Below are 12,487 nucleotides of genomic sequence, written 5' to 3'. Positions count from 1 at the left end.
GGCATACGGGTGCACACGTTCGGTCGGGCGGGGCAGGTACTGGCGATAGCAATCCGCGCAGACTTCGGCCGCGTTTTTACCGTTGGCGTCAGCGTTGGCGAGGTGGTCCGGGCGCACGCGGGCCATGGTCGGGTCCAGCATGGGGGCGATCAGCACCTGCGCACGCAGGTTGGGGCCACCGCGGTCACGCGCGATCATCGTCAACGCGGCCGACAGGTTGCCGCCCGCATCGTGCCCGGCCACGGCCATGCGGCGGCGATCGATGCCCCACGCAGCGGCATGCTCAGCCATGCAGCACAGCGCGGCGTATACGTCTTCGGGCGCGGCAGGGAAGGGCGCCGCCGGTGCCAGCGAATAGCCGACCGTTACCACCACCGCGGGCAGCGTGGTCGCCAAGTGGCGCGCCGGGGCATCCGCATCGTCAATCGAGCCATTCACGAAGCCACCGCCATGCAGGTAGAGCACGGCCGGTTGGCGCAGCGGCGCAGCTTCGTCAGGGTGAAATTCGGGGTGAAACACGCGTAGCCGGATACGGTTGGCGTAACCCTGCGTCCAATAATCCTCCGCCCGCACCTCGCGTGACAGCAAATCCACTGTGGCGGGTTTTTCGGTCAACGCTCGTTGCTCAGGCAACGTGCATGTTGCACTGCGCAAATGGTGATTGCCTGCAACATTTGTGGCGCCGTTGGCGCAGAGCGATTGCTTCGCGTGAACATCGACCGAAGCCGGTGAGGTGGCGAGCGAGCGATCCGAAACAATCAGACGCGGTGGAGAAGAACCCATGATGTCAGGCGGGGCTTACCTTTATGGATAACCCGGATGTCGATGGGCTGAATGATGGTGATTAGACGATCGCGGATAAATGCCTATAATCGGACATCACTATTAGTCACAGCCGAACAATCAAAATCCATGGTTGTGCTACAAAGTGGCATTGCTCGAGGCCGATCTTATTGCGCTGCAAAATCCCTGCGCGCAGCAATGTTTATCGATCGAGCCAACCGGGTGCACCCCTTTCAGATTCCACAGGTCCAGCCCAGCGCATTGCCGTTCTGATTCCGGCAGTGCGCCCGCCCCGTGGAGTCCGACCTTCAGGAGCCGCAGATGGATCGATTGCAGGCCATGCAGGTTTTCACGCGCGTTGTGGAAGCCAGCAGTTTCACCAAGGCTGCCGACAGCCTTCAATTACCTCGTGCCACGGTGACGAACCTGGTGCAAAGCCTTGAGGCGCATCTCGGCGTGCGTCTGCTCCACCGGACCACGCGCCGCGTGAATGTCACTGCCGATGGTGCGGCTTATTACGAGCGCTGCGTGCGGCTGCTCGGAGACCTGGAAGAAACTGAAGCTGCGTTCTCGCAGAGCGCATCGGGGGCGCGCGGCACGTTGCGCATCGACGTGCCCGGCTCGATTGGCAAACGGTTGCTGGTGCCGCGTATCCGTGATTTTCACGACGCGTACCCCGATCTTCAGCTCGAGATCGGCATGAGCGACCGCACCGTCGACCTCGTGCAGGAAGGCGTGGATTGCGCCGTGCGTGTGGGCGAGTTGCAGGATTCCAGCCTAGTGGCGCGCCGTATCGGCCAGTTGTCGATGGTGAACTGCGCCTCGCCGGAGTACCTCGCGCGGCACGGCACACCCACGACGCTGGAGGATCTGCAGGATCACACGGCGGTGAACTACTTCTCGCCGCGCAACGGGCGCCGCATGGATTGGGATTTTGTCATCGACGGCCAGAAGCAGATTCACAAGGTGCGCGGCATGGTGTCAGTCAACGACGCGGAATCCGCTGTGGCATGCGGGTTGCACGGCCTGGGCCTGATGCAGACAGCGCGCTTTCTGGTGTACGAGCACCTGATGTCTGGCGCGCTGGTGGAAGTGCTGCCGGACTACGTCTCGGAGTCGTTGCCGGTGTCGGTCATCTATCCGCACAACCGTCATCTGTCGCCCAAGGTGCGCGTGTTTGTGGACTGGGTTGCCACGCTGTTTGCCGACCATCCGTGCCTGCAACTCAAGGAAAGTCCACGGTTGCAGATTGTTAGCGCCGCTTGAACAGTCTTTTTCTGGAAGGTGCATTTATCAGTCGGGAGCAACGATCTATTCTGGGTTCCAAGCGCAACAACGAGCGCAACCGAACAAGGAAACGATCATGAACTCCCGCCTCTCCTCCCTCTTTTCCCGCCGCGCTGCATTGGCCCTGGTGGCTGCGCTGTCGGCGTCCGCAACCCTGCTGTCGGCCCAACCGGCAGCCGCTGCGGAGCAGCCCAACTTTGATGCACCGGCTGCCACGCAGGCTGGCCGGTTCGATCCGTACACGCAAGGCGCTGATCGCCAAGCCGATACGTATGGCTATCTGTCGCGCGCCGGCGACCGCTTCGACCCCTACAGCCAAGGTGCCGACCGCCAGGCTGACACCTACGGCTACCTGTCGTGGAATGGTGATGCGAGCTATCCGAAGGATGGCGCCGCCTCGCGCGTTTAAGCAGTCCCTGCCGTTTTTCTCCTCCGCTCTGTTTGCGGCGTGACTTGTTGAAGTCACGCCGTTTTTTATTGCGCTCAGCGCACTTTCCTAGAGGGCGTATCTGGCCCTGGCATGCCGATCTGGCCCATCTGCCGGCGGCATCAATGTTCCATTGAACATTCTCGTTCGAAGTCAAAAGGCGTCACAAAATCCGGTCCCATATCCAATCCGACATGGGGACCGTCATGACCATCGACCTCGCGAGCGCCATGCTCGACTCGATCCGAACGACGCGCGCTAACATCGCCGGCGCCGACGAGCCAACCGCCGGGGGCGGTGCCGGCTTTGCCGATCTGCTCAAGCAGGCGGTGCTGAACACCGACAACCAGCAGCACCAGGCCAACGATCTCGTGACTGCCGTGGAGACGGGCGCCAGCGACGACCTGGTCGGCGCGATGCTGTCGAGCCAGCAGGCCAGTCTGTCGTTCTCGATGATGGTTCAGACGCGCAACAAGCTGATGAGCGCGTTTGACGACATCATCAAGATGCAGATCTGACGGGGTCGCGACGGTGCTAGATCAGCTCAAGACCCTCACTGCGCGTTTCGCGCCCGACGGTGGCTTTCGCCTGCCGTCTTCCGCCGCACTTGCCAAAGTGCTCCCGATCGTCGTACTTGCGATCTGCCTGACGGCGCTGGCCATGATGGTGATGCACCACCGCGATGCCCAGTACAAGCCGCTGTTTGGCGCGCAGGAATCGATTAGCGCGTCCGACATGATGGCCACGCTCGACGCCGAAAACATCCCGTATCGCATTCACCCCAATAGCGGTCAGGTGCTCGTGCCCGAACAGAAGCTTGGTGCGGTGCGCATGCTGCTGGCCGCCAAGGGGGTGGTCGCCAAGCTGCCCGAAGGGCTCGAACAGGTAGATAAGAACGACCCGCTGGGCGTGAGCCAGTTCGTGCAGGACGTGCGCTTCCGCCGCGGCCTGGAAGGCGAACTCACGCAGAGCATCATGTCACTCGACCCGGTGTCTGCGGCGCGCGTGCATCTGTCGATCGCCAAATCGACGTCGTTCATTCTTTCCGATGGCGATAGGAGTTCGGCGTCAGTGGTGCTGACGCTCAAGCAGGGGCGCCAGCTCTCGAAGGAGCAGATTGCGGCCATCGTGGCGATGGTGGCGGGTAGCGTGGCCAACCTGGACCCGGCGGGTGTGACAGTCGTCGATCAGGCGGGCCGTCATCTGTCTGCGCAGATCGATACCACGTTGGGCAACACCGCAGCGGACAACGAAATCGGCGCACGTGTGCGTGAAGACACGCTGCGCAATATCCGCGAGCTGTTGGCATCGACGCTGGGCGACGGCAACTTCCGCGCCAGTGTTGCGGTGGAGGTGGATCACGACCGCGTGGAAGAAACCCACGAGCAGTACGGCGAAGCCCCAAAGGTGACGCAAGAAGCGATTCGCGACGAGAAGGACATCGGTCAGGCCGCGCTTGGCGTGCCGGGCTCGCTGTCGAACCGTCCGGCGCCACCGACGGCGGCAAGCGCTCCCGAAGCCCCGCATTCGGCCAAGAACGCACAGACCCGTCAGTACGCGTACGACCGCAATGTTGTGCAGATCAAGCGTGCGCCGGCTCGTGTCAAGAAGCTCAACGTGGCCGTTGTGTTGAACAACGCGGCCGCGCCGGGTGGCGCAAAAACGTGGTCGCCTGAACAGCTCGCGCATGTCGATCAGATCCTGCGTAACGGGCTCGGCATCGACAAGGGCCGTGAGGATGCGCTGGTCGTGTCGTCGCTCGATTTCCGCAGTACGCCGGTCGACACACCGCTGCCGTGGTGGAAGCAGCCCGACAACATCGTGACGATGGGCACGTGGGGTGCCTGGGTATTGGGTTCGCTGTTCGCCTTCTTCTTCGTGTTGCGCCCGCTACTCAAGGTGCTGCGCACCTGGGCCAATGGTGGCCGCGATCCGCAACAGGACGCCACGCAGGCCGCCGTTGCACCGGCTGCACTCGATGCGCCGGGCACCGCAGACGCCGCTGCCTTGCCGCACGACACGCAGCCGCTGCTGTTGGCCGACGCCAACCTGCCGCCGGTTGGCTCCGATGTCGACGTACTGATCGAACACCTGAAGCACCTGGCCGGCCAGGACCCTGACCGTGTTGCTGAAGTCATCAAACCTTGGATTCGAGACCATGACCACGACCAATAACGCGATGGTGGCCGCCGGCAGCAGCTTGCCCGCATCACATGAGGCGCCCACCGCACCGAACCTGAGCACAGTGGAGCGCGCAGCCATCATCTTGCTGAGCATGGGCGAGGAAGCCGCCGCCGGCGTGCTGCGCTGTCTGTCACGTGAAGAACTGCTGGGTGTCACGATGGTGATGTCGCGCATGCAGGGCGTGAAGGTGGACGCCGTGCAAATGACCATCGAACGTTTCTTTGCGGACTTTCGTGCGCAGAGCAGCGTGCGTGGCGCGTCGCGCTCGTTCCTGCAGCGCTCGCTGGATCTGGCGCTGGGTGGCGTGGTGGCCAACAGCGTGCTCAACAAGATCTACGGCGATGTGATCGGCCCGAAGATGGCCCGCCTGCAGTGGGCGCAGCCGCAATGGCTGGCAGATCGCCTGCGCGATGAACACGTACGTATGCAGGCGATGTTCCTGGCCTTCCTGCCGCCTGAGCAGGCCAGCGCCGTGATTGATGCGCTGCCGGACGCGCAGCGCGAACAGGTGCTGCTGGATATCGCACGCCTGAAAGAGATTGACCATGACCTGCTGCGCGACCTCGAAGCCGTGGTCGATGGCTGTATCGCCAACCTCGGCACGCAGAGCACAGCGGTGGAGGGCGTGCGTCAGGCGGCGGAGATCATCAACCGCATGCCGGGCGACCGCGCACGACTCGTGGAACTGCTACGTGCACGCGATCCGGAGCTCTTCTCGCTGGTGGAAGACCGCATCTACGACTTCTCGCTGATTGGGCAGCAGAGCGACGAAGCCATCGCCGTCATCCTCGAACAAGTGGACATGGAGCTGTGGGGCGTTGCGCTTAAGGGCAGCGATCCGGCAGTGCGTGAGGCGCTCATGCGCGCCATGCCGCGCCGCTCGGTGCAGGCGTTCGAAGAGATGCTGCGTCGTACCGGCCCGGCGCCGGCCAGCCGTGTTGAGGCCGCACGCCGCGAAATCATGGCGCAGGTCAAGGAACTGGCCGACGAAGGCGATATTGAACTGCAGCTCGTCGCGGAGGACGTGATCCGATGAGGGCATATCGCCGCTACGCATTCCCGCCGCTGGCGCAAGTGCGCGCGGCACACGGGCGGATCGACCCGCTGGCGCAACCGGACGACGTCGCCTTGCTGGCGGCACCGCTGCATGAGCCATTGGCCGAGGCGCTGCTCGATGAGGCCCGTCAGGCCGGCTACGACGCCGGACACGCCGACGGTTTTGCCGCCGGCAAAAAGACAGGCGCCGAGCGCGCGCAACAGGACACCCGAGCGCGCTTCGAAGCGCTAGCAGCGCCCGTCGACGCACTGGCGGCCGGCTTTGCCGGCGCGCAGCAGGCATATCGCGCCGCTGTGCGCGCAGAGGTGGCGACACTGGTGGGTGAAGTTGCTCGCCAGGTCATCCGCGCGGAGCTCGATGCACGCCCCGAACAGATTCTCGCCTTCGTGGACGAGGCACTCGATACGCTGCCCAAGGCGCCGGAGTCGGCGGAAGTGCGACTCAACCCCGACGACTACGCGCGCATTTCCGCAGCCGCGCCGCAGCGCGTGCAGGGCTGGCACCTCGTGCCCGACGAACGTCTTGCCCCCGGCGAGTGCCGGGTCAAGGCTGGCGATGTGGAGATGGATGCGGGCTGCGGCCAACGGCTGGCTGCCTGCATTGAACGGATCAGCGCGCAGCTCGCGCTGGCCGATGCCGCCGAGGCAGCACCTGCCGCGGACCAAACCGGAGACCACGCATGAGTCACACCGCACTCGGGCATGTCAACCTGGCTGACGTTCCCGTCGCCCGTCCGGTGGGGCGGTTGTCTGCCGTTTCCGGCTTGCTGCTGGAGGCCACTGGTTATGCGTTTGAAACTGGCCAGCACGCGCGCATCGAAACCACGACCGGCTCGTGGTTGGACGCGCGGGTGGTCGGCTTTCGGCAGGGGGTGTCGTACCTGATGCCGTTCCGGCCCGCTGAGGGCCTGGCCGCGGGCGCACGCGTCTTTGCTGAGGACGGTGGGCGTTCGCTTGCCATCGGTCCGGCCTGGCGTGGCCGCATCATCGACGGCCTGGGTGAACCGATTGACGGACGCGGCCCGCTGACGGGCGAGGCCTCGCTCAACCTGGAGCCTCCTCGCATCAACCCGCTACGCAAACGGCCCGTTGCCGGCACGCTGGATGTTGGCGTGCGCGCCATCGACGGCATGTTGACACTTGGCCGTGGGCAGCGCGTCGGCCTGTTTGCGGGCAGCGGCGTCGGCAAGAGTGTGTTGCTTGGGATGATTACGCGCCAGGCGGCGGCAGATGTCGTCGTGGTTGGCCTGATTGGCGAGCGCGGCCGTGAGGTGGGTGAGTTTGTCGAACACGCGCTGGGGCCGGAGGGTTTGTCCAAGGCCATCGTTGTGGTGGCGCCGGCAGACGAATCCCCGCTGATGCGCCTGATGGCGACTGAACTCTGCCACGCCATCGCCGCGCATTTTCGAGACGCAGGCAACAACGTCCTGCTGCTGGTTGATTCGCTCACGCGCTACGCCATGGCGCAGCGTGAACTCGCGCTGGCATTGGGCGAGCCGCCCGCCACGCGCGGCTATCCACCATCGGTGTTCGGCCTGCTGCCGCGCCTGGTAGAGAGCGCAGGTAACGGTGAGGGCGAAGGCAGTATGAGCGCCATCTACACCGTGCTGGCCGAAGGCGATGACGAGCAGGACCCCGTGGTCGACACCGCCCGCGCGATCCTCGACGGTCACATCATGCTCTCGCGCGATCTGGCATCGCAGGGGCATTACCCCGCCATTGACGTGCTGCGCTCGGTCAGCCGCTGCATGTCACTCGTAGCACCGCGCGAGCAGCAAGCCGCAGCACGCAAGGTGCGCGACATGATGGCCCGCCACGCCAGCGTGCGCGACCTGATCCCCCTGGGCGGCTATGTCGAGGGCGCAGACCCTGCGACCGACCACGCGGTCGCCATGCACGAATCCATCCTGGCATTCCTGTGTCAGGCGCAAGACGAATCGTCGTCGCGTGAGGCAACGCTTAACACACTCGCGGAGTTGGTCGTATGAATACAGAGCGTACTGTCGCCGGGCTTTCCCGGCTTGCCGCGCTGCGCGCGCGCGAGGTTGACCGGATCGGCGCAGACGTCGCCGCGCGAGATGCGGAAGGCGCGCGCTACCGCCGTCACCTCGCACAGATGGCAACGTTGCTGCAGAACACCGACACCAATGCACCAGCGCATCCGGCGCACGCCATGAATGGTGCGCGCTACCGCGCAGCGTTGGCAGACATGATCCACCAGCACGAGCGCGAGCTTGCACACCATGATGCTGCGCTTGCATCGCTGCGTGGGGAGCTGTGCGCAGCGCGGTTGCATCACGAACGTATTGACGTCGTACGGCGCAAGAAGATCGCCATGCTCGACGCTGTGCATCGCTCGAATGAGCGCAAACGTGAAGACCAACAGGCTTCCCAGGCTTGGCTGCGTCAGCGGCTGGCACAGGGGAGCGCCACTTCCGCCCCATCCTGATCAACCTACGAGGAGTGCCATGTTCAACATCGGAGACCCCGCGACCAACGCGCAAGCGTTCACCGATCTCTATATGCAGAATGCGCTGCTGCGCCTGAAAAGCCAGAAGGCGACCAACGCAGCTCAGCAAGACGCCTTGGGCAAGCTGCGCAATGCACTGAGTTCATTCCAGACGTCGCTGCTCAGCCTGTCTGGGGCCAGCAGCATCGTGAAGCAAAAGGCAACGCTGTCGAATCCCGCACTGGGCAGCGCAACGGTGGGCGCAAGCGCACAACCCGGCAGCTACTCGTTCTTTGTCGAACGACTTGCCTCCGCACATCAGATTGCGTACCAGGGCGTGCCGCCCTACAAGGCCGAAGACGCCGGCACGCTGAAGGTGGCATTGGATGACGGCACGTCATTCGATGTGGACTTGTCGGGTGCCAAAGCCGATGCGAGCGGCAATGTGTCGCCCGCCGAGCTTGCGCGTGCGATCAATCAATCACCTGACAACGCCGGCAAGGTCGCGGCGTCGATCGTCACGATCAACGGCGAGCAGAGGCTCGTGCTTACGTCGGGCCAGACGGGTGAGGCTGGGGGTATCACGCTCGATACGAGCGGCGTCGACGATCCCGCACTTGCCGCTGTGCTGAGTGGGCGACCGCAGGAGCTTGCCGCCGCCAGCGATGCCGTCTTCCGGCTCGGCGGTGAAAGTGGCGAGGAGATCAAGCAGGCGTCAAACACGTTTACCGGCATTGAAGGCGTTTCTGTCACCTTTACCCAAGCGATGGTGCCCGGTGATGCGCCACTGCGTCTGGAAGTTGAGCTCGACAAGAGCGGCACGACCGAGGCGGTGCAGGCGTTTGTGGATGCCTACAACGAGGTCATGAACGTGCTGGCCGAACTGACCAAGACGAACCCAGACAACCCCGCAGAGGCCGGGCCGTTTGTGGGTGACGCTGGCGTACGAGGCCTGCAGCAGCGCATGAACGACCTTTTGCGCGGCGCAGTGGGCGACGCGCGGCTGATGGATTTTGGCATCTCGGCAGACCGCAACGGCAAGCTGTCGCTCGATACGGAAAAGCTTGAGGCAGGGCTGGCAAAGAACCCGAAAGGTCTGGACGCACTGTTTGCTGACGGTGACACCGGCATCGCAAAGCGTATGGACGACTACCTGAAGACCTGGACGTCGTCTGTGGATGGCCATCTCAAGCGCCGTCAGGACTCCAGCGAGGTCGTTGAGAAATCATTGAACAAGAAAGAGCTTTCGCTCGATGCGAAATACAGTCAGGTCTACAACCGGTACTTGGCGCAGTTCACGCGAGTCTCTGAGCTGCAGAGCCGGATGGAATTCACGATGAGTCTACTCGAGAGCCTGCCCGAAATTGGCGGAGGAAAGAAATGACGACACAACACGGCTACGGTGACTACCAGACTGCGAACCTCGCGGGGCAGGTGGCGAGCGCCTCGCCCGTGCGGCTCGTGATCGTGCTGATGGACGGTCTGCTTGACGAGATGGCACGTGCGCGTGCGCACATTGAGGCCAAGCGCTTTGAGGCGAAGGGACACAGCCTGAACAAGTGCATCGGCATGCTGCATGGCCTGACAAGTGCGCTGGATTTTGATACGGGCGGCGACGTGGTGGTGAACCTTGCCCGGCTGTACGAATACTGCTCTTGGCGGCTGAACGAGGCGGGAATCGCGCTGGATCCGGCAACGATCGATGAGGTTTCCGAGCTGATCCGCACGGTGCGGCAAGCGTGGGAAGGCGTCGACCAACGATTTGGATAACTACGACATGGACCAGACCGACTATCTGTTGAGGCTTGCGTCGCGTATGCGTCAAGCGACCTTGAAGCGCGATATTGATGCCATCGAACGCCTGAACCGCGAAGTGCATGACGTCGCCGCCGCTATGGGGCGTGACATTGCCATGAGCAAATCCGAGCGTGAATCGCTTGCGTTGCTGAAGGTGGCACATCAGGCCGCTATTGCGCTGATCACGTCGGAATCCAAGCGGCTGATCGAGACAATGGGCGGGCTCCGGACGCACCGTGCGGGTTGGGAAGCTTACGCGGCCGTGCAACGGAGCGGGCGATGATGCTCGGGATGCTGGCCGTCGGCGACATCTCGCTCGCCGCGATGCACACGAGGCAAGCAACTGCCCCGGTGCCATCGAACGTGGGTTTCACACTGGGCGATATGAAGATGGCTGCCTTTGACGGTGTTCCTGCAGACGAACTTGCCGCCGATGTGGGGGCAGCGGAATTCGCTTCGTTGGATGCGTTGGTCGCGCAGATGCTGGCGCAAGTGGTGGAAGCCGATGCGCCGGTTAGCGTGCCTCCTGCCTTGCAGGATGGCACGCATGTGCCGTCGCACTTGATGCAGGCGCTGGAAGCGCGCGGCGAAACCGAAGCTGCACAGAGTGGTGACGTAGCTCAGCGTGCGGGGGAGTTGGGTGTTGCACTGCGCATGCCGCAGGCAGCCACGCCGAGCGTTGCGCTTGCACAGCACGTTGCGGTTGAAGCCGCCATGCCTGGCCGTGTGGAAACGCAGGTAGCAGAGCGCGTTACCGCCGAACGCCAGTTGAGTGCTGCACCAGCGGAGCGTGTGCGCGGTGCGGGAGTTGATGCATTGACACAGGTTGGAGCATCGCCCGCCACGACTTCGCACGTTACAAACGATGTGCCGTTCCCGTCAGCCACCACGATGGTGGTGCCAGAAGGCTCCCTGCGCTTGGGCGTGGTGGTGGCTGAATCGGCGGCGGACCCGGCGCAGCAAGTCGCTCGCAACACGGAGCCCACACAGGCGCAGCAGAAGTTGCTTGACGCGCTTGGTGAGCGCCTGAGCGTGCAAACGCACCAAGGCATGCGGCACGCTGTCATCCGGCTCGATCCCTACATGAGTGGATCGGTGCGGATCGAGCTGCGGCAAGAAGCACATGGCATGGCTGTTCATCTGTCGGCCACCAATCAGGAGGTTGTCCGTCAGTTGCAGGCAATTGGCGAGAGCCTGCGCCAGGATCTCGGCGCGCGGAATGGCGCCGACGTGACCGTGCAGGTGTCGGCGAGCCGGCATGGCCAAGCAGAACAGGATGCATCCGGCGGGCGCGAGCGCCATGCACGCGACCACGGACAGGAGCATGCGCCGGGTCGTGGGCTCGCATCGGCGGGCGGCGATGGTGCATTTGAACAGGCGTCGCGCGATGTGGCGCGCATGCAGAAGGAATCGACATGAAGAAGAACTTGATGATTGCCGCAATCGCGGTCGCGGTGGTGCTGGCAACAGCGGGTGCCACGGCATTCACGATGAGCCGCATGAATGGAGCGAGCGCAGCTTCTGCCGCGCCGGTGGTTCCTGCGCCCGCGCGCAATGCAATCTCTGACGAGGCGCGTTATGTGTCGCTAGAGAAGCTGGTCGTGATGCTACGCAATGATGGCCCTGGTGCCCGCCCGCGCCATCTCGTGATGGATCTGGTGTTTGTTGCCGCTAACGCAAAACAGGAAAAGGCTGTGCGCGAGCAACTGCCGATCCTGCGCGCAACGGCATTCCGCGCGTTTGCCGAGCACACGCCGGACGAAGTGGTGCGCATGCATCCGGACGACTTTGAGGCCGCTCTGGACAAGGAATACGCGGCTGCATATGGGCGGACCAATCGCATGCCGTTCGAGCAGGTGCTGGTAACGAAGGCCATGATGGACTGAAGCAGATGAGCGCGATGACCCACACCGAATACCAGAGCATCCAGTGCGCAGCGCAGGCACTGACTCCTGCATCTGAGGCCCGCTGGATGGCCCACTACGCACCACTGGTCAAGCGCACGGTGCGCAAGCTCAGCTCGCATGCAACGGGCGGCATGGATCTGGACGATCTTGAGCAACTGGGCCTGATGGGCCTGCTTGAAGCTCTGCGCCGCTATGGCGAGCCGGACGACGAATTTCAGCACTTTGCGCTGGTGCGCGTGCGTGGGGCAATTCTTGATGAGCTTCGCCGCCAGGATTGGCGCCCGCGCGCGACACGCCAGAGCGCACACCGCATGCGGAGTGCGGAGCGCACGCTGCGCCGCAAGCTGGGTCGTGATCCGACTCGCGATGAGCTGTGCGAAGCGCTGGGCGTGGATGGCGATGCATTCGATCAAATCCTGCTCGACGATAACGCGCAGGAATTCGTCAGCTTTGACGCGATGCTGGAAGACGGTGCTGTACATGGCGCCGACGACGGCATTGAACGTCAGATCGTGGTGCGGCAGTCGCTGGAGAAGGCATTGGGCCTGCTCGATGAGCGCGAGCAGACCGTGATTCAGCTGTACTACGAGTTTGACC

General features: G+C 63.5%; 15 protein-coding genes. 14 read left to right on the top strand and 1 reads right to left on the bottom strand.

Annotated features, from left to right (window positions below; genetic code table 11):
• Positions 1 to 783: alpha/beta hydrolase (locus tag JHD73_RS23150; RefSeq protein ID WP_199032522.1), on the bottom strand; the 783-nt coding region annotated here is incomplete at its 3' end.
• Positions 784 to 1,104: 321 nt separating this feature from the next.
• Here JHD73_RS23150 and JHD73_RS23145 point away from each other — a divergent pair.
• The 14 genes from JHD73_RS23145 to JHD73_RS23080 form a co-directional block, all read left to right on the top strand.
• A complete protein-coding gene (locus JHD73_RS23145; RefSeq protein ID WP_199032521.1) occupies positions 1,105 to 2,049 on the top strand; it encodes a LysR family transcriptional regulator in 945 nt (314 codons plus the stop codon).
• Positions 2,050 to 2,146: 97 nt separating this feature from the next.
• Positions 2,147 to 2,479, top strand: coding sequence for a hypothetical protein (locus tag JHD73_RS23140; RefSeq protein ID WP_199032520.1), 333 nt, complete (start codon positions 2,147 to 2,149; stop codon positions 2,477 to 2,479).
• A gap of 224 nt (positions 2,480 to 2,703) precedes the next feature.
• Positions 2,704 to 3,015: a flagellar hook-basal body complex protein FliE gene (gene fliE, locus JHD73_RS23135; RefSeq protein ID WP_233177122.1), complete on the top strand. Its 312-nt coding sequence runs from the start codon at positions 2,704 to 2,706 to the stop codon at positions 3,013 to 3,015.
• 13 nt (positions 3,016 to 3,028) lie between these two features.
• The gene (fliF, locus tag JHD73_RS23130) at positions 3,029 to 4,672 is read left to right on the top strand and encodes a flagellar basal-body MS-ring/collar protein FliF (RefSeq protein WP_368735557.1); all 1,644 of its coding nucleotides are present in this window, start codon (positions 3,029 to 3,031) and stop codon (positions 4,670 to 4,672) included.
• 4 nt (positions 4,673 to 4,676) lie between these two features.
• Positions 4,677 to 5,717, top strand: coding sequence for a FliG C-terminal domain-containing protein (locus JHD73_RS23125; RefSeq protein WP_199032523.1), 1,041 nt, complete (start codon positions 4,677 to 4,679; stop codon positions 5,715 to 5,717).
• A complete protein-coding gene (locus JHD73_RS23120) occupies positions 5,714 to 6,421 on the top strand; it encodes a FliH/SctL family protein (RefSeq protein WP_199032518.1) in 708 nt (235 codons plus the stop codon). The genes JHD73_RS23125 and JHD73_RS23120 overlap by 4 nt, the downstream gene beginning before the upstream one ends.
• Positions 6,418 to 7,725, top strand: a complete 1,308-nt coding sequence (locus JHD73_RS23115) for a FliI/YscN family ATPase (protein WP_199032517.1) — start codon at positions 6,418 to 6,420, stop codon at positions 7,723 to 7,725. The genes JHD73_RS23120 and JHD73_RS23115 overlap by 4 nt, the downstream gene beginning before the upstream one ends.
• A complete protein-coding gene (locus JHD73_RS23110) occupies positions 7,722 to 8,186 on the top strand; it encodes a hypothetical protein (protein ID WP_199032516.1) in 465 nt (154 codons plus the stop codon). Before JHD73_RS23115 ends, JHD73_RS23110 begins: the two co-directional genes overlap by 4 nt.
• Before the next feature lie 19 nt (positions 8,187 to 8,205).
• Positions 8,206 to 9,570 (top strand): flagellar filament capping protein FliD, encoded by a 1,365-nt coding sequence (fliD, locus tag JHD73_RS23105; protein ID WP_199032515.1) that lies wholly within the window; start codon positions 8,206 to 8,208, stop codon positions 9,568 to 9,570.
• On the top strand, positions 9,567 to 9,956 hold the full coding sequence (gene fliS / locus JHD73_RS23100) for a flagellar export chaperone FliS (RefSeq protein WP_199032514.1): 390 nt from the start codon (positions 9,567 to 9,569) through the stop codon (positions 9,954 to 9,956). Before fliD ends, fliS begins: the two co-directional genes overlap by 4 nt.
• A gap of 7 nt (positions 9,957 to 9,963) precedes the next feature.
• Positions 9,964 to 10,266, top strand: a complete 303-nt coding sequence (locus JHD73_RS23095; protein WP_199032513.1) for a hypothetical protein — start codon at positions 9,964 to 9,966, stop codon at positions 10,264 to 10,266.
• Positions 10,263 to 11,402, top strand: coding sequence for a flagellar hook-length control protein FliK (locus tag JHD73_RS23090; protein WP_199032512.1), 1,140 nt, complete (start codon positions 10,263 to 10,265; stop codon positions 11,400 to 11,402). The genes JHD73_RS23095 and JHD73_RS23090 overlap by 4 nt, the downstream gene beginning before the upstream one ends.
• Positions 11,399 to 11,869, top strand: coding sequence for a flagellar basal body-associated FliL family protein (locus JHD73_RS23085; protein WP_199032511.1), 471 nt, complete (start codon positions 11,399 to 11,401; stop codon positions 11,867 to 11,869). The genes JHD73_RS23090 and JHD73_RS23085 overlap by 4 nt, the downstream gene beginning before the upstream one ends.
• A 5-nt stretch (positions 11,870 to 11,874) precedes the next feature.
• The coding region (locus tag JHD73_RS23080; RefSeq protein ID WP_199032510.1) for a sigma-70 family RNA polymerase sigma factor at positions 11,875 to 12,487 on the top strand (613 nt) is incomplete at its 3' end.

It is taken from the genome of Ralstonia sp. ASV6, assembly GCF_016429285.1.
GTDB lineage: Bacteria > Pseudomonadota > Gammaproteobacteria > Burkholderiales > Burkholderiaceae > Ralstonia > Ralstonia flaminis.
Note: the sequence above shows the minus strand (reverse complement) of the source record. Positions and strands in the feature narration are given on the sequence as shown.

Bases quoted from the DNA above. Each gene is read 5' to 3' on its own strand.
- JHD73_RS23110 (WP_199032516.1), top strand. From the start codon at position 7,722: ATGAATACAGAGCGTACTGTCGCCGGGCTTTCCCGGCTTGCCGCGCTG.
- JHD73_RS23125 (WP_199032523.1), top strand. From the start codon at position 4,677: ATGGTGGCCGCCGGCAGCAGCTTGCCCGCATCACATGAGGCGCCCACC.
- JHD73_RS23140 (WP_199032520.1), top strand. From the start codon at position 2,147: ATGAACTCCCGCCTCTCCTCCCTCTTTTCCCGCCGCGCTGCATTGGCC.
- fliS (WP_199032514.1), top strand. From the start codon at position 9,567: ATGACGACACAACACGGCTACGGTGACTACCAGACTGCGAACCTCGCG.
- JHD73_RS23120 (WP_199032518.1), top strand. From the start codon at position 5,714: ATGAGGGCATATCGCCGCTACGCATTCCCGCCGCTGGCGCAAGTGCGC.
- JHD73_RS23085 (WP_199032511.1), top strand. From the start codon at position 11,399: ATGAAGAAGAACTTGATGATTGCCGCAATCGCGGTCGCGGTGGTGCTG.
- JHD73_RS23145 (WP_199032521.1), top strand. From the start codon at position 1,105: ATGGATCGATTGCAGGCCATGCAGGTTTTCACGCGCGTTGTGGAAGCC.
- fliD (WP_199032515.1), top strand. From the start codon at position 8,206: ATGTTCAACATCGGAGACCCCGCGACCAACGCGCAAGCGTTCACCGAT.
- JHD73_RS23090 (WP_199032512.1), top strand. From the start codon at position 10,263: ATGATGCTCGGGATGCTGGCCGTCGGCGACATCTCGCTCGCCGCGATG.
- JHD73_RS23095 (WP_199032513.1), top strand. From the start codon at position 9,964: ATGGACCAGACCGACTATCTGTTGAGGCTTGCGTCGCGTATGCGTCAA.
- fliE (WP_233177122.1), top strand. From the start codon at position 2,704: ATGACCATCGACCTCGCGAGCGCCATGCTCGACTCGATCCGAACGACG.
- JHD73_RS23115 (WP_199032517.1), top strand. From the start codon at position 6,418: ATGAGTCACACCGCACTCGGGCATGTCAACCTGGCTGACGTTCCCGTC.